This is a genomic window from Demequina litoralis (genome assembly GCF_030418455.1).
GTDB lineage: Bacteria > Actinomycetota > Actinomycetes > Actinomycetales > Demequinaceae > Demequina > Demequina litoralis.
The window spans coordinates 184,525-200,114 of record NZ_JAUHPW010000002.1; the positions used below are offsets into that span (position 1 = coordinate 184,525).

Annotated in this window: 14 protein-coding genes; 8 read left to right on the forward strand and 6 right to left on the reverse strand. The window is 75.4% G+C overall.

The window, feature by feature from the left end; translation table 11 throughout:
* The first annotated feature begins 12 nt into the window (after nucleotides 1–12).
* A complete protein-coding gene (locus QQX09_RS03505; protein WP_301131349.1) occupies nucleotides 13–525 on the forward strand; it encodes a GtrA family protein in 513 nt (170 codons plus the stop codon).
* A 1-nt stretch (nucleotide 526) separates the two neighbouring features.
* Here the strand turns inward: QQX09_RS03505 and QQX09_RS03510 are convergent, their stop codons facing one another.
* Together QQX09_RS03510 and QQX09_RS03515 are read right to left on the reverse strand one after the other, a co-directional pair.
* A complete protein-coding gene (locus tag QQX09_RS03510; protein WP_301131351.1) occupies nucleotides 527–1,840 on the reverse strand; it encodes a HAMP domain-containing sensor histidine kinase in 1,314 nt (437 codons plus the stop codon).
* 8 nt (nucleotides 1,841–1,848) lie between these two features.
* Nucleotides 1,849–2,526, reverse strand: a complete 678-nt coding sequence (locus QQX09_RS03515) for a response regulator transcription factor (RefSeq protein ID WP_301131352.1) — start codon at nucleotides 2,524–2,526, stop codon at nucleotides 1,849–1,851.
* 93 nt (nucleotides 2,527–2,619) lie between these two features.
* Here QQX09_RS03515 and QQX09_RS03520 point away from each other — a divergent pair, with 93 nt between their 5' ends.
* On the forward strand, nucleotides 2,620–4,737 hold the full coding sequence (locus QQX09_RS03520) for a hypothetical protein (protein ID WP_301131353.1): 2,118 nt from the start codon (nucleotides 2,620–2,622) through the stop codon (nucleotides 4,735–4,737).
* Between the two features lie 72 nt (nucleotides 4,738–4,809).
* Nucleotides 4,810–7,686: an FtsK/SpoIIIE domain-containing protein gene (locus QQX09_RS03525; protein ID WP_301131354.1), complete on the forward strand. Its 2,877-nt coding sequence runs from the start codon at nucleotides 4,810–4,812 to the stop codon at nucleotides 7,684–7,686.
* Here QQX09_RS03525 and QQX09_RS03530 read toward each other — a convergent pair.
* A complete protein-coding gene (locus tag QQX09_RS03530; protein WP_301131356.1) occupies nucleotides 7,675–8,019 on the reverse strand; it encodes a hypothetical protein in 345 nt (114 codons plus the stop codon). The two genes, QQX09_RS03525 and QQX09_RS03530, sit on opposite strands and share 12 nt — an antisense overlap.
* Before the next feature lie 225 nt (nucleotides 8,020–8,244).
* On the opposite strand from QQX09_RS03530, the gene QQX09_RS03535 reads away from it, so the two are divergent.
* On the forward strand, nucleotides 8,245–8,499 hold the full coding sequence (locus QQX09_RS03535) for a WhiB family transcriptional regulator (RefSeq protein WP_301131357.1): 255 nt from the start codon (nucleotides 8,245–8,247) through the stop codon (nucleotides 8,497–8,499).
* Between the two features lie 67 nt (nucleotides 8,500–8,566).
* On the opposite strand, the gene QQX09_RS03540 is transcribed toward QQX09_RS03535, so the two are convergent.
* Complete coding sequence (locus QQX09_RS03540) at nucleotides 8,567–10,030, reverse strand: sensor histidine kinase (protein ID WP_301131359.1); 1,464 nt, start codon at nucleotides 10,028–10,030, stop codon at nucleotides 8,567–8,569.
* A gap of 59 nt (nucleotides 10,031–10,089) precedes the next feature.
* Here QQX09_RS03540 and QQX09_RS03545 point away from each other — a divergent pair, with 59 nt between their 5' ends.
* The 3 genes from QQX09_RS03545 to QQX09_RS03555 are packed head-to-tail and all read left to right on the forward strand — an operon-like array spanning nucleotide 10,090 to nucleotide 11,362.
* Nucleotides 10,090–10,584 carry a DUF2505 domain-containing protein gene (locus QQX09_RS03545; RefSeq protein WP_301131360.1) on the forward strand — a complete coding sequence of 165 codons (495 nt, stop codon included), beginning with the start codon at nucleotides 10,090–10,092 and terminating at the stop codon, nucleotides 10,582–10,584.
* Complete coding sequence (locus QQX09_RS03550) at nucleotides 10,581–10,994, forward strand: fluoride efflux transporter FluC (protein ID WP_301131361.1); 414 nt, start codon at nucleotides 10,581–10,583, stop codon at nucleotides 10,992–10,994. The genes QQX09_RS03545 and QQX09_RS03550 overlap by 4 nt, the downstream gene beginning before the upstream one ends.
* Nucleotides 10,991–11,362: a FluC/FEX family fluoride channel gene (locus QQX09_RS03555; RefSeq protein WP_301131363.1), complete on the forward strand. Its 372-nt coding sequence runs from the start codon at nucleotides 10,991–10,993 to the stop codon at nucleotides 11,360–11,362. The genes QQX09_RS03550 and QQX09_RS03555 overlap by 4 nt, the downstream gene beginning before the upstream one ends.
* 4 nt (nucleotides 11,363–11,366) lie before the next feature.
* On the opposite strand, the gene QQX09_RS03560 is transcribed toward QQX09_RS03555, so the two are convergent.
* Nucleotides 11,367–12,605 carry an APC family permease gene (locus QQX09_RS03560; protein WP_301131364.1) on the reverse strand — a complete coding sequence of 413 codons (1,239 nt, stop codon included), beginning with the start codon at nucleotides 12,603–12,605 and terminating at the stop codon, nucleotides 11,367–11,369.
* A 48-nt stretch (nucleotides 12,606–12,653) separates the two neighbouring features.
* Nucleotides 12,654–13,640 carry a patatin-like phospholipase family protein gene (locus QQX09_RS03565; protein WP_301131365.1) on the reverse strand — a complete coding sequence of 329 codons (987 nt, stop codon included), beginning with the start codon at nucleotides 13,638–13,640 and terminating at the stop codon, nucleotides 12,654–12,656.
* Between the two features lie 233 nt (nucleotides 13,641–13,873).
* Between QQX09_RS03565 and QQX09_RS03570 the strand changes: the two genes are divergently transcribed.
* Nucleotides 13,874–15,478: a xylulokinase gene (locus tag QQX09_RS03570; protein WP_301131366.1), complete on the forward strand. Its 1,605-nt coding sequence runs from the start codon at nucleotides 13,874–13,876 to the stop codon at nucleotides 15,476–15,478.
* The last annotated feature ends 112 nt before the right edge of the window (nucleotides 15,479–15,590 follow it).

Here is a 15,590-nt window from a genome sequence, read left to right on the forward strand (position 1 = left end):
GGCTCGTGCCTCGTGACCGTCCTCCTGCGCTGGGTGCGCGCCCGCGCCGGCGAGCTCGCGAGGTTCGGCGTCGTCGGCGTCGCGGGCATCGTGGTCAACCTCGGCGTCTTCAACCTCCTGCGCCTCGGGCCGCTCCGCCCGGACGCCGAGATCGCGGGCGACGACGACCGCGTCGTCACCGCGAAGATCATCGCCACGCTCGTGTCGATCCTGTTCGCGTGGGTCGCGCATCGCGAGTGGACGTACCGCGGCCGCCGGCGCCACCGGCCCGCGCGCGAGCTCGTGCTCTTCGGCCTCGTCAACGGCGCCGCGCTCGCCGTCGAGGCCGGCACCCTGTTCGTCTCGCACCACTGGTGGGGGCTCACCAGCCTGCTCGCCGACAACGTGTTCTCGCTCGTCGGCATCGGCCTCGGCACCATCACGCGCTACGTCGGGTACTCGCTGTTCGTCTTCGACGCGCCCGCGGGGGACGATGCGGCGGCGGCCGCCGCTCCCGAGGCGCCCGACGCGCGCGACGACGCCTGAGTCAGCGCCGGCGCCGGCGGCGCCGGTCGATCTGCCGCGAGTGCGGCACGATCTCCTCGATGTCGACCATGTGCGGCACCCCCTGGAGGAAGACCGCGAACGTGGCCGGCACGCGCTGCGCGAGCTCGAGGCGTCCGCCGTCGGCCGTGACCAGGTCGCGCGCGAGCGCGAGCCCGAGCCCGGTGCCGCGACCCGAGGTCACCTCGCGCTCGAAGATGCGCGGGGCGAGCTCCTCCGGCACGCCGGAGCCCTCGTCGGCGACCTCGATCACCACGGCGTGGTTCTGGCCGGACTGACGCGCGGCGACGCGGGTGGTGCCGCCGCCGTGCTTGAGGGAGTTCTCGATGAGCGTCGCGAGCACCTGCGCGAGCCCGCCCGGGGTCGCGAAGACCGTCGAGCGCGTCGGCGTCACCACGAGGCGCCGCCCGGCCTGCTCGAAGGCCGCCGCCCACTCCTCGCGCTGCTGGTCGAAGACCTCGTCTAGCTGGACGAGCTCGGTGCCGGAGCCGAGCGCACGACGCGAACGCCCCAGCAGCTCGTCGACCACGCCCACGAGGCGCTCGACCTGCTCGAGGGAGCGCTCGGCCTCCTCGCGCACCTCCTCCTGCTCGGTCAGCGCCGCGATCTCCTCGAGACGCATGGTGAGCGCCGTCAGCGGGGTGCGGAGCTGGTGCGAGGCGTCGGCCGCGAACTGCCGCTCGGTCGCGAGGCGCGCGGCCATCCGGTCGGACGAGCGGGCGAGCTCGTCCGCCACGAGGTCGATCTCCTCGATGCCGGTCTTCTCGAGGCGCGGCCGCACCTGGCCCGAGCCGAGCTGCTCCGCCGAGGCGGCCAGGTAGACGAGGGGCGCCGACAGCCTGTTGGCCTGCCAGATCGCCATCGCCGCTCCCGCGACGATCGCGACGGTGCCGCTCGCGAGGACCAGTCCGACGATGCGCGCGGCCTGCCAGAAGACGTCCCACTTCGACAGGTAGGCGAGCACCACGAGGCCCGAGTCGGTCGTGTGGCCCTCGGAGTACGCGGGCTTGGGCTCCTCGCCGGCCGACAGCGTCGTGCCGTCGGGCAGCCGCACGTACATGTACTCGGGCGCACCCGGGCTGGTCGACACGAACGACGCGACGTTGTTCTCGGTGATGGACTCCCCGGAGAGGTAGCGCACCTCGAGCGCACGCGCCGCGACGGTCGCGCGCTGGTCGAGGGTGCGCAGCGCGTCGTCGCGCATGATCTGCGCGGCCGCCACGGCGAGCGGGATGCCCAGCATGATGACCGCGACCGCGAGCGCGGAGAAGGTCGCGGCGAGGACGCGCCGACGCACGGGTCCCCTCAGGCGCCGTTCTCGAAGCGGAAGCCCATGCCCCGCACCGTCGTGATGAAGTGCGGCTGCGAGGCGTCGTCACCGAGCTTGCGGCGGAGCCAGGACACGTGCATGTCGAGGGTCTTCGACGGCGCGCCCGGGTCCGCGGACCACACCTCGCGCATGAGGGTGTCGCGCGACACGACCGAGCCGGCGTTGGAGACGAGCACCTGCAGCAGGTCGAACTCCTTGCCGCTCAGCTGCAGCTCGGCGCCGTCGAGGTAGGCGCGGTGGCCCGCGACGTCGATGCGCACGCCGCCGGCCTCGATGTCGACGCCCGAGTCGGTGCCCGTGCGGCGGCGCAGCAGCGCGCGCACGCGGGCGAGCAGCTCCGCGAGACGGAACGGCTTCGTGACGTAGTCGTCGGCGCCGGCGTCGAGGCCGACGACGAGGTCGACCTCGTCGGCGCGCGCGGTGAGCATGAGGATCGGCACCTGGAGGCCCTTGTCGCGGATGCGCCGCGCCACGTCCACACCGTCGATGTCGGGCAGGCCCAGGTCAAGGATCACCAGGTCCGCGTCATCGGATGCCCCGACCCCTCCCGCGCCGGTGCCATGCCACTCGACGTCGTACCCCTCCCTGCCCAAAGCACGGGTCAAGGGTTCTGAAATGGTCGGGTCATCTTCGACCAAAACAATTCGCGTCATGCAGTTACAGTACCCGTGCGGACGGAGTTTGCAACGACCGCCTACGGCCGCGCCCGCGGGCCGGGCCCGCCCGCACGGATACGCTGGGTGGCCGTGACGCGACCCGCCCTCCGCCATGCCTCGGCCCAGGCCTCGCCGCGCGCGGCGGCGGCGCTCGTGGCGGCTCCCGAGCGCATCGTCCTCGCCCTGGTCGTCCTCGCGCTCGCCGCGGGCCTGTGGGCGGCGGTCGGGCTGCACGAGCCGTGGACGGTGCTGCCGACCGCCGCGGCCGGGATCGCGCTCGCATGGCGGCTCGTGCCCGCCCCGGTCGTGGCGGCCGCGGCCGACCGCCGCGCCGCGCTGCTCGCGCTCGTCGGCACCGGCGCGTGGGCGGTCGTCAACGCGGTCATGCACGCCGAGTACCTCATCGTGGTCCGCGACCCGGGCTTCCTGTCGCTCGCGGGGCTGTGGCTCGTCGACCACCCGGGCTCGGACATCCCGACCCTCGGCGCGATCGACGCCGCGGCGGTCGACGGCACGGTGCTGGCGGACGCGTCGCAGGCATGGAACCTGCGCGGCGACGCCGTGCAGCCGCAGGGCGCGCGCATGCTCTCGGCGCTCATCGCGGTCGGCGGCTGGGTCGGCGGCGACCGCGGCGTGCTCCTCGCCAACACCGTGGTGGGCGCGGTCGGCATCCTCGCGGTGTACGTCCTCGCCCGGCGCATGCTCGGCCCGCTCGCATCGCTCGCGCCCGCCGCGGCGGTGGCGTTGTCGGTGTCGCACATCGGGCTGTCGCGCGCCGCGTACACGGAGCCGCTGACGCTCGTGCTCGTGATCGCGTCCGCGCTGTGGCTGTGGCGGGGCGTCGAGGAGTCCCGGCGCGGGCCGCTGCTGCTCGGCGCGGCCGCCGCGGGCGCGACCACCTTCATCCGCATCGACGGCGCCGCCTTCGCCGCGGGCCTGGGCGCGGCGACCGTCCTCGCGCTCGCCCTGTCCGACGCGCCCCGCTCCCGCCGCGCCGGTGCCGCGCTGGCGGCGCTCGCGGTCCAGGCGCTCGCCGTCTACGCCGGGTATGCCGCGCTGTGGCGATGGAGCGAGGGCTACGCCGAACGGCTCGCCGACCAGGCCGTCACCCTCATGGTGGGCTACGGCGCCCTCGTGGTCGTGCTCGCGGTGTGGGCGCTCGCGTGGCTCGGCGGCGCCGACCGCGTCGCGACCGGAGCGCGCGACATGCTCGGCGTCCGCGGCGCACGGGCGGCCGGGGCGTCGGTCGCGGGCCTGCTGCTGGTGCTCGCGTCGCGGCCGCTGTGGATGACCGCGCACCGGGGCACCGAGTCCAGCGTGGACCGCTTCACCAACTCGGTGGTCGAGTCCTTCCAGACCTCCCAGGGGCTCGAGGTGGACCCGACCCGCACGTACGCCGAGCACACGGTCGCGTGGGTGAGCTACTACCTCACGTGGCCGCTCGTGCTGCTCGGCATCCTCGGCTTCGGGCTCGCGACCACGTGGATGATCCGCCGTCGCCCCGGGTGGGCGCTGCTGCTCGGCGCGACCCTGCCGACCTCCCTGCTGTACTTCTGGAACCCCGAGGTGGTGCCGGACCAGCTGTGGGCCTTCCGGCGCTTCGAGCCCGCGACGCTGCCCGGCTTCGCGATCGCCGCGGCCGTCGCCGCGTGGTGGATCGTGGACCGGCTGCGGCCCGCGTGGCGCGCGGGCGCGCGGCGTGTCGCCGCCGGCGCGTTCGTGGTGCTGCCGCTCACCACGTGGGTGTCGCTGGCCCCCGGATCCGACCTGCCCGTGTCCGCCGCCACCCCGGTGTTCGTGCGCGAGATGGGCGGCGCGTACTCCCAGCTCGAGGCGCTGTGCGCGGTCGCTCCCGACCGCCCCGTCATCCTCGCGGGCACGTCGTCGCACTTCGGCTCGCTCCGCGTGATGTGCGACGAGCCGACCGTGCTCGTGCTCGCTGCGCTCGGGCCCGACGAGATCGCGGCCGTGGCGCGGGCCTGGGACACGGCCCCGGTGGTCCTCACCCGCAACCCCGAGTGGTTCGACTGGGCCGACGAGCCTGCCGTCGTCGTGCAGTCCAGCGTCCGTCAGGCGAGCTACGAGCTGCAGGGCATCCCCCGCACCTATTTCGACCGGCGCTACTCCTGGTACGCCGGGATCGTCGGCGAGGACGGCACCCTCGAACCGGTCCCGGCAGCCGCCGCAGCCGAGGTCACCAGCCCCTAGCCCCCGGCCCCTTGTCCACCGGTCGCGGCGCGGGCCTCGACCACGCCGGGCGCGGCACGATGCGATGGCGGCATGGTCGTGACGGTCGAGGGTGTGGGCGATGTCGAGGTCGCCCCGGGCACCCCGCTCGACGCGATCCTCGCCGCGGTGCGCGCCCCCGCGGCCGTGTGGTGCGGCGGGGTGCGGCTCGACGGCGCGCATCGTGCCGGGCGTCCGCCGCTGGTCGCGGGCGCGCTGCTCGCCCCGGGGCCGGGGCCCGCGCCGTCGCCGCCCGCGGGGCCCCACCTGCGGGTGGTCGCCGGACCCGACGCGGGCGCGACCCTCGTGGCGCACGACGGCGCGCTCGTCGTGGGACGCGACGGTGCCGCCCCGCTGGCCGATCCGGCGCTGAGCCGGCGTCATCTCGTGCTCGGCGCCGACGGCCGCGTGCGCGACCTGGGCTCGCGCAACGGCACGGTCCGCGAGCGCGACGGACGCTCCCGGCGCCTCGGAAGGGTTCCCCGCAGGCTCCGCCCGGGCGACCTTGTGCGGGCCGGCGGGAGCGTGCTCCGGTGGGTCGATCCCACGGCCACGGACGATGCGACGGCGGGGACCGCGGCTCCGGCGCGCCCCGCGACGATGCTCGCGGGCCTCGCCGGCGCCGCCGCCGGAGCAGTCGCCCTCGGCGCGGCGACCGGGCGGTGGGTGATCGCGGTCGCGATGGTCGGCGCGCCCGTCGCGGTCGCGGTCGCGGCGCTCGCCCGCCGACGACGCGGCCCCGCCGGGGTGGCGCCCGTCGGGATCGAGGCGCTCGCCGCGCTCCCCCTGCCGATCGCCGTCGAAGGGACGCCGGAACGCGCGCGTGCGGTGGTGCGCGCGATCGTGCTCGCACGCGGTGCCGCCGCGCCGCCTCCGCTGCACGAGGGATGGATGCGCTGGCTCGAGGACCGCCTGCACGACGGTGACGTGCGCATCGTGCCGCCGGGCGTCGACGCCCCGTCGGAGGCCGCGACGGTGCTGGACGCGGGCCGCGGCCTCATGCGCCGCGACGGCCGCACCGTGCCATGGGAGCTCGCCGCGGTCGCGGAACGCACCGCCGACGTCCTCGCGCGGGCGCGGGCGTCGCAGCAGCCCGCCGACCTCCCCACGGTGCTGCGCTGGGCGGACCTGCCCCCACCGCCGCACCGCGCCGACCCGGACGGTGGGCGGGCGGCCGGGCGCCGGCTCGTCGCACGCCTCGGAGTCGACGCGGACGGCCCCGTCGACCTCGACCTCGACGGCGACGGCCCGCACGTGCTGGTCGCGGGCACCACGGGTGCGGGCAAGTCCGCGCTGCTCGAGACGCTGGTGTCCGCGCTCGCCCACGCGCACGGCCCCGACCGCCTTGGCATCGCGCTCGTGGATCTCAAGGCCGGCGCGGGCCTCGGCGGCTGTGCGGCCCTGCCGCACGTGCGCGGGCTGCTCACGGATCTCGAGCGCGCGTCCGCGCGCCGGGCGCTGCTGGGGCTCGCGTGCGAGCTGCGCGAGCGCAAGCGGGCGCTGTCGTCCGCGGGGGTGGCGTCCTGGCGCGAGTGGGAGGACCGGCCGGGCGCCGCGGCACCGGCACGGCTGCTCGTCGTGGTCGACGAGTTCCAGGAGCTCGCCGCGCTCGACCCTGGATTCCTTCCCGAGCTCGCGCGGCTCGCCGCCCAGGGGCGGGCGCTCGGCATGCATCTCGTGCTCGCGACGCAACGACCGGCGGGGGCGGTGAGCCCGGCGATCCGCGCGAACGTCGCGACGGTGATCGCGTTGCGCGCCGCATCGGCCTCCGAGTCCCAGGACCTGCTCGGCGATGCGGAGGCCGCGGCGCTGCCCGCCGCGGTGCCGGGTCGCGCGATCGTCGACTCGCCGCACGGCCGCACCACCATGCAGGCGGCGCTGCCGCTCGCCGACCCGCGCCCGCCCGTGCGACCGCTGGGCGAGCCGGTTCCCCCGTCGCGGCCCCTGGCGGCCGCTGCCGCCGCGCGCTGGGCTTCCGCCGAGGCCGCCGCGCCTCTGTGGCTCGCACCCGATCCGCCCGACGGGCCGGCACCCGCGGGCGCGCTGGGCTGGCTGGACCTGCCCGAGCAGCGCTCGCGCCGGCCTCTCGCGTGGGACCCGCGGGCGGGGCCGCTCGTGGTGGTGGGCCCCCGCGGATCGGGGCGCTCCGGCGTCCTCGACGCCGCTGCCGCGGCGATGCCGGGAGCCGCACGGCTGCCCGCGGATCCCCGCGAGGCGGCGCGCACGCTCGCGCTGGCGGCCGCGGCACGCCCGACGGCCCTCCTCATCGACGATGCGGACATCGCATGCACGACGCTCGAGCCGCTGCTGCGCGGCGCGGCGCAGGCGCTCGAAGACCTCGCGCGCCTCGTCCCGTTGGTTCTCGCATGCGGCCCCGGGTGGGGGACGCGATGGGCGTCGCGGTCGGGCCTGACGGTGGCCCTCGGCGGGCTCGACCGCGTCGAGGCGGCGCTGTGGGGGGTGCCGCCCGCGCTGGTCGGGCGGCCGCCGGAGCCCGGGCGCGGTGTCGCCGTGACGGCGGCGGGTGCGGGCGAGTGCTGGATCCCGCGCGCCCGGGCAGGTCCGGGGCGGGTGCTCGTCCGGCCGCTGCGCTGTCCCGCGGACCTGGCCGCGGGCGCGATCGGCGTGGTGGGCGACGAGGCCCGGGCCCTGATGCTCCCTCGCGGCGGCCTCCGCGTCGTCGGTCCGCCCGGCCGCGCCCGCGACCATGCGGTGCGTGTCCTCGCCGAGGCCGGTGCCGAGCCCGAGGCCGCGACCCGCGTCGCTCCCGGGGCCGGCCTGGTCGTCGTCGTGGAGCCCACGCCGATGCACGTGCGCGAGCTGGGCATCGCCGCGACGCCGGGCCTCGCCGACCCGTCACCCCCGCCCGGTCGCGTGCTGGTGGGTCGCGACGGCGTGTACGAGGCGGCGCAGCTGCGGTCAGTCGCCTGACGGGCGCAGCGCGGGCCGGCCGGCGACGAGCACGGCGATGCCGACGAGGACGCCGAGCGCCGCGACGGGGACGCCCAGCGCGGGCCTCACCCCGGTGAGGTTGATGCCGGCGAGCGTCTGCAGCGCCTGCCACGTGAGGGCCGCCGAGACCGCCCAGCGCGCTCCGCGGTGGAGCGACCGCGCGACCAGGAGGAGGCCCGCCGCGGTGAGCCCGAAGAAGGCCGCGAGGCCGACCGCGAAGGCCGGCTCGGGCAGCGAGGCGGCATGGATCGCGTAGGCGACGGCAGCGACCGCCATGCCCGCCGCCTCGGCCGCGACGCCGAGAGCGGCCAAAAGACCGATTCTGCCGCGCGAGGCGCCCTCCGACCGGGACCTCCGGCGCTTGCGGTCCTCGTTCACGGGGCCCCCTCCCGCCCTTGTGAGGGAACCCACAGGAAACACCTCTTGAAACATGTTCGTTACTTGTGCGAATCTTAAGGAAGTCGAAACGCGATGACGCGACGAACCCCCTGTGATCCACGGGCTTCGTCGCGCCATGCTACCCCCCAAGGAGATCCCATGGATTGGCGCACCAGCGCAGCTTGCCTCGAAGTCGATGACCCCGAGCTCTTCTTCCCCGTCGGCAACACCGGCCCGGCCCTCGTGCAGATCGAGAAGGCCAAGTCCGTGTGCCAGCGCTGCGACGTGCGCGACACGTGCCTGCAGTGGGCGATGGAGCACAACCAGGACTCCGGCGTCTGGGGCGGCCTGTCCGAGGACGAGCGCCGCTCGCTCAAGCGCCGCGCGGCCCGCGCGCGCCGCGCCGCCAAGTAGCACCTGCGTCGAAGCCCCGTCCGGCACCGCCGGGCGGGGCTTCGTGCTTCCCTGGCGGTGCCGCTGGCTAGAGCCGCGGGTCCGAGACGCGCTCCTCGACGCTCGCGCGCAGGTCGACCACCGAGCCGTTCTCGACGTTCGTCCACTCGATCGACCCCGACAGCTCGTTCTGCACGAGGGTGCGGACGATCTGCGAGCCGAGGCCCGACGGCTCGACGGTGATGCCGACCCCGTCGTCGGACACCGTGACGTGCAGGCGACGGCCCTCGCGATCGGCGGCCACCGTGATCGTGCCCTGCGCACGGCCCGCGAAGCCGTGCTCGACCGCGTTGGTCACGAGCTCGGTGATGACGAGCGCCAGCGACGACGCGTACTGCGCGGGGATGAGCCCGAACTCGCCGGTGTTGACGATGCGCACCTGGGTGTCCGGTGACGCGACCTCGGCCGCCATCCGGATCGAGCGCGACACCAGCTCGTCGAAGTTGACGAGCTCGTCGAGCGTGCCCGACAGCGTCTCGTGCACGAGCGCGATGGTGGCGACGCGTCGCATCGCCTCCGCGAGCGCCTCCTTCGCCTCCGGCGCCTCGACGCGCCGCGACTGCAGGCGCAGCAGCGCCGCGACCGTCTGGAGGTTGTTCTTCACGCGGTGATGGATCTCGCGGATCGTCGCATCCTTGGTCACGAGCTCGCGCTCGCGGCGGCGCAGGTCCGACACGTCGCGGCACAGCAGCACGGCGCCGACGCGCGCGCCGTGCTCGGTGACGGGGATCGCGCGCAGCGACAGCGCCGCGCCGTTGGCCTCGAGGTCGGTGCGCCATGCGGCGCGCCCGGCGACCACCATGGCGAGCGTCTCGTCGACCACTCCCTGGTCCTCGAGCAGCTCGCTCGTGACGCGCGGCAGCGACTTGTTCATGAGCGAGCCGTGCACGCCGAGGCGGTGGAAGCACGACAGCGCGTTGGGCGACGCGTACGTGACGTGCCCGACCGCGTCGAGCCGCAGCACGCCGTCGCCCACGCGCGGCGCCCCGCGGCGCGGCCCGGTGATCGACGTGTGGACGGGGAACTCGCCGCGCGTGACCATGCGCAGCAGGTCGTCGGCCGCGCCCTTGTAGTTGAGCTCGAGGCGGCTCGACGAGCGCGACACCGCCTGCGACACCTCGCGCGTCATCACGGCGATCGCGCGACCGTTCATCACCACCGGCAGCGCGTCCTCGCGCACCGCGTACGTCTCGTCCCAGCGAGGCTCGCGCGAGCCCACGATGCCGCCCTCCTCGAGCGCCCGCGCGAGATGCGCGACACGGCCGTCCGGGGCGCCCTTGCCGACGACGTCGTCCAGATGCACCGTCGGGCCGGTCGACGGGCGGCACTGGGCCACCGCGACGAAGCCGTCGCCCACCTGGCGCCACAGCACCAGGTCCGCGAACGACAGGTCCGCGATGATCTGCCAGTCGGAGACGAGCAGGCCGAGCCACTCGGCCTCCGCATCCGAGATGGGGCCGTGCTCCTCGATGGTGTCGCGCAGGGTTGCCACGAGGACCAGCCTAGAGCCGTCTCGCGGGCGCGATAGCCTGAGCGCAGGGGGTTCCACCGGTGAAGATCACGCACGCGCATCGCTTCGACGCTCCGCTCGCGGAGGTATGGGCGATGCTGACCGACGTCTCGTTCGGCCACGCCCGCGCGGCGTCGATGGGCACGGAGGCGCAGGACGTCGACGTCGACGAGCGCGAGGACGGTTCGTTCGCGATCACGCTGCGCGCCGACGTGCCGACCTCGTCCATCCCCTCCGAGTTCCGCGCGTTCCTCGGACGCGACCTCGCCGTCACCTACACCGAGGTGTGGGAGCCGCCCGCGGGTGCCGACGACCGCGTGGGCACGTTCGCCGTCGAGATCGCCGGCGCCCCCGGGCACGTGGCCGGAGCGATCGGGCTCACCCCCGAGGGCGACACGACCGAGTTCCTCGCCGCGGGCGACGTCACGGCGCACGTGCCGGTCGTCGGCGCGATGATCGAGAAGGCGGTCGGGAACGCCGTCCAGCGCGCCCTGACCGCGCAGCTCGAGGCCGCGGACGCCTGGCTGGCCCGGTGACGCGGGCCGCCCAGCTCGGCCTGGTCCTGGTCGGCGGCTCGATCGGCGGCGCGCTGCGCATCGGCCTCGGCGAGGCGCTGCCCGACACCGCGGGACCCGTGCCGTGGGACCTGCTGCTCATCAACGTGGTGGGCTCGCTCGCGCTGGGGTGGGCGGTGGCACGCACGCAGGCGCACGGACCGTGGCGCCTGTTCCCCGCCGTGGGACCCGGACTCCTGGGCGGCTTCACCACGTTCTCCTCGATCGCCGTGCTGGAGTGGTCCGCGGGCGTCTCGACCGCCGAGAGCGCCGCCGTGCTGCTCGCGACCATGGCGGCCGCCGTCGTGGGCGCCGCGGCGGGATGGTGGCTCGGCGACCGTCCGCCCACGCCGCTCGACGAGCAGGCGGTCTTCGAGGAGGAGAACGAGTGAGCGGGTGGGCCTACGTCGCCGCGATCCTCGGCTGCGGCCTCGGCGCGTGCGCGCGCTTCTCCCTCGGCTGGCTCGACCACCGCCGGACGTTCCCCTGGCCGACGATCCTCGCGAACATCCTCGGCTCGGCCCTCCTGGGCGCCGTGGTCGCGGCGGGGGACGATGCGCTGCTCTCCCCCGGCTGGGCGTTCGCGCTGGGCACGGGCGTCGCGGGCGGCCTGTCGACTTTCTCGTCGCTCGCGGTCGACGTCGTCGTGATGCTCAAGGACCGGCGCCACCACGCGACCGCGCGGTACGTCCTCGCGACCGGCGTCCTGGGCATGGGAGCGGCGGGCGCCGGCTTCGCGCTCGTGACCGCGCTGTCCTGACGCGTCAGGCGCGGCGCACGATCCAACGCGTCGCCCCCGCCGCCACGAGCACCGCCGCCGCGGCAAGCGTCGCGACCGGCGGCAGCGACGCCATGAGCGCGACGCACAGGACCACCCCCGTCGCGCTGAGCACGCGAGGCATCCGCCAGCCCGCGACGCGGCCCGCGCCCGCCGCGCGGAAGGCGGCGGCCCCCGCGACCGCGTAGTAGAGCAGCACCGCGAACGACGACATCCCGATCGCCAGGGTGAGGTCGCCGGCCCACGCGAGCGCGATCGCCGCGAGCGCGGCCGCACCCTCGGCGAGGGCCGGCACCCCGCGGCCGTTGGTCGCGGCGAGCCCGCGCGGCAGGTCCGCCTCGCGCGCCATCGCCATCGCCGTGCGGCCGAGGCCCGCGGTGAGCGCGAGCAGCGAGCCGAAGGCGGCCGCGACGGCGGCTGCCGTCACCACCGCGGCGGGCAGCCACGTGCCCTCGACCGCGTCGGCGACCGGCGCGACGGAGGCCGCGAGCGCATCGTCCCCCAGCGCGCCCGGCAGCACGGCCGCGAGCCCGAGATAGAGCGCGAGGACGGCGCCCAGCGCCACCGCGATCGCGCGGGGGATGACGCGGGCCGGGTCGCGCACCTCCTCGCCGAGGGTGGCGATGCGGGCGTAGCCGGCGAAGGCGAAGAAGACGAGCGCGGCCGCCTGCGCGACCCCCGCGACCGTTCCCCCCGTCGTGGACCAGCCGAACGTCGCGGTGGCGGGCCCGTCGACCCCGGCGATCGCCAAGACGGCCGCGACGACGACCGCGACGACGGCCGAGGCGATCGCCACGGACGCGGCGCTCGTGCGCGTGATGCCGCGCGAGTTGAGGGTCCACGACGCCGCGATCGCCGCCGTCGCGACCACGGCGGGCTGCTCGGGCCACAGGTACGCGCCGATCGCGAGCCCGATCGCCGCGACGGACGCCGTCTTGCCCAGCACGAAGCCGATGCCCGCGACGAAGCCGGGCCACGGGCCGAGCTCGGCGCGGCCGTAGGCGTACGCGCCCCCCGCGACCGGATGGACCGCGGCGAGCTGCGCCGTCGAACCGGCGTTGAGGGCCGCGACGACGCCCGCGACCAGGACCGCCCAGACGAGCGCCGAGCCTGCCGCCGCGGAGGCGGGGCCCCACACGACGAACACGCCGGCGCCGAGCATCGAGCCCGCGCCGATCGCGGTCGCGCCGATCGTCCCGACGCGCCGCTCCGCGTCAGCCCTCACCGACCGGTCCACGCGGCGCCGGCTCCGCTCGTACGGCTTCCGCCCGCGTCATGCCGGCGCACCCTCCCATTCGTCGAAGGCCTGCCGGGCGAGCTCGCGGCCGAGAGCGATGAGCTCGGTCGCGCGGTGGAAGTCGAGCGCGCCGCACGAGTCCGCCGGCACGTTCACCATGACATCGGGCGGGTAGCCGGCGAGGCGGTAGCGCTGGACCGTGTTCTGCAGGGTCTGGAGGGACCGGTCGATGACGTCGAGCGTGCTGACGTCGAGCACCTCGTCCCCGTCTGCCGGCTCGATCACGACCGCCTCGGCCAGCGCATCGTCCTCCTGCTCCCCCCGTGCGCGCAGCCGGTGGGCGATCATGCTCACCAGGCGCGGCTCGGCGGCATGGATCGACGGCAGGCGCAGGCGCGGCAGGCGCACGAGCGGGCCGGCCGAGTCGACGGGCGGCTCGGCGGGGTTGCCGCCGCGCGACGTTCCCGAGAGGTTGACGGCGATGATGGCGTCGGCCCGCACGGAGGTGAGCGGGATCACCGGGACCGGGTTGAGGATCCCGCCGTCCGCGAGGAGGCGGCCGTCCCGTCGCACGGGCGTGATCACCGTCGGGATCGCGATCGAGGCGCGGATCGCGTCGACGAGCGGGCCCTCGGTGAACCACACCTCGGACTGCGAGATCAGGTCGGTCGCGACCGCGGTGTACGGGATCGGCAGGTCCTCGATGACGCGGCCGTCGAGGATCTCGTCGATGCGGCGCATCACGCGGTCGGCACGGATCGCTCCGGCACCCTTGAAGGCCGGGTCGAGCATGCGCAGCACGTCGCGGCGGGTGAGGGACTCGGCCCAGGCGCGGTAGTCGGCGAGCCCTCCCGCCGCGTGCAGGCCGCCCACGAGCGCACCCATCGAGGTCCCGGCGAGCCCGACCACCTCCCAGCCGCGGTCCTCGATCTCGTCCAGGACGCCGATGTGAGCGTAGCCGCGGGCGCCCCCGCTGCCGAGGCTCAGCGCGATGCGCGGGCGCGCGGACGGGGTGGCGGTCACAGTCGTCAGGCTAACCCCGCTGGTTGGCGCCCGGTGCATGCCCGGGCGTCGCCGCCGCCCAGGCTGCCGCGGCAGCCCGCCGCGCGAGCGCATCGGCGCCCGCGCTCACCCCCGTCGCGCACGCGGGCGGGACCTATGGTTCCATCGAAGACGCGGACAGGCCTTAGGGTTTTGTCGAACGTTCACATCGAATGTCCGCCGCACGCGGGCGCTTGACGAAGGAGTGAGTGCCGATGGCGCAGACCAACCAGATCGACGTGGCCGCCGCGATCGCGGCCGGCGACACCTCGCTGGGCATCGAGCTGGGCTCGACCCGCATCAAGGCGTGCCTCATCGGGCCCGACCACGAGGTGATCGCCACGGGCAGCCACGCGTGGGAGAACCAGTTCGTCGACCGCCTCTGGACCTACTCGGTCGAGGCGATCTGGGAGGGCGTGCAGGCGTCCGTCGCGGATCTGCTCGCCACGGTCGAGCGCCTCCACGGCGTGCGCCCCGCCGGCTTCGGCGCGCTCGGCGTCTCGGCCATGATGCACGGCTACCTGGCCTTCGACGCCGCGGGCGACCTGCTCGTCCCGTTCCGCACGTGGCGCAACACGAACACGGAGCGCGCCGCCGCGGAGCTGACCGAGGTGCTCGGCTTCAACTTCCCGCTGCGCTGGTCGGCCTCCCACCTCTACCAGGCGATCCTCGACGAGGAACCGCACGTGGCGGAGCTCGGCTCGTTCACGACGCTTGCCGGATACGTGCACTGGAAGCTCACGGGCCGCCGGGTCCTGGGCGTCGGCGACGCATCGGGCATGTTCCCCATCGACCCGACCACCCGCGACTACGACGCGGACATGCTCGCGCGCTTCCAGGGCCTCGTCGCCGCGCGCCGCCCGGGCCTCGACGTCACCGCGCTCCTGCCCGAGGTCCTCGTGGCGGGCGCCGACGCCGGCACGCTCACCGCGGAGGGCGCCGCGCTGCTCGACCCGACCGGCACGATCCGGCCGGGCGCCGCGGTCGCGCCGCCCGAGGGCGACGCAGGCACCGGCATGATCGCCACCAACGCGGTCGCTCCTCGCACCGGCAACATCTCCGCCGGCACGTCGATCTTCGCGATGGTCGTGCTCGAGAAGGCGCTCGAGAGCGTCCACGAGGAGCTCGACATCGTCACCACACCCGCAGGCGACCTGGTCGCGATGGTGCACTGCAACAACGGCGCCTCCGAGCTGGGCACGTGGGCCGGCGTCTTCACCGAGTTCGCGGCCGCGCTCGGCAGCGAGTTCGGCTCCGACGCGGTCTTCGAGGCCCTGTTCTCCGCGGCGCTCGAGGGCGAGGCCGACGGCGGCGGCCTGCTCGCCTACAACTACCTCTCGGGCGAGCCCATCACGGGCCTGGCGGAGGGCCGCCCGCTCTTCGTCCGCACGCCCGGCTCGCGGCTCACGCTCGCGAACTTCATGCGCACGCAGCTCTACGGCGCCTTCGGCACCCTGAGCCTCGGCATGAAGGTCCTGCACGACGAGGGCGTCCAGCTCGACTCGATGTTCGCGCACGGCGGCATGTTCCGCACCGCCGGCGTCGCTCAGCGCCTCCTTGCCGCGGCGATCGAGGCGCCCGTCACCGTGGGCGACACCGCCTCCGAGGGCGGCGCGTGGGGCATCGCCGTCCTCGCGGAGTACCTCCGCAAGGGCGCGGCCGTGCCGCTCGACTCGTACCTGTCGGACGAGGTCTTCGCGGGGGCCGCGCTCGACGTGGCCGAGCCCGACACGGGCGACGTCGCCGGCTACCGCGCATGGCTCGAGCAGTACGAGGCGGGCCTCGCGATCGAGCGCGCCGCCACCGAGGCGATCCACTAGGCGCCTCCGGCACCCGTCCTCACAGGGCCCGGCTCCCGCTCCGGCGGGGCCGGGTCCTCGTGCGTCCAGGCCCGGCTCCCCGCAACGCCCCCGCCCGCGCGAACCGGCGTAC

What these genes read in the sequence shown, in the direction of transcription:
- QQX09_RS03515 (WP_301131352.1), bottom strand. Translation starts at nt 2,526, where the DNA reads ATGACGCGAATTGTTTTGGTCGAAGATGACCCGACCATTTCAGAACCC.
- QQX09_RS03525 (WP_301131354.1), top strand. Translation starts at nt 4,810, where the DNA reads ATGGTCGTGACGGTCGAGGGTGTGGGCGATGTCGAGGTCGCCCCGGGC.
- QQX09_RS03535 (WP_301131357.1), top strand. Translation starts at nt 8,245, where the DNA reads ATGGATTGGCGCACCAGCGCAGCTTGCCTCGAAGTCGATGACCCCGAG.
- QQX09_RS03570 (WP_301131366.1), top strand. Translation starts at nt 13,874, where the DNA reads ATGGCGCAGACCAACCAGATCGACGTGGCCGCCGCGATCGCGGCCGGC.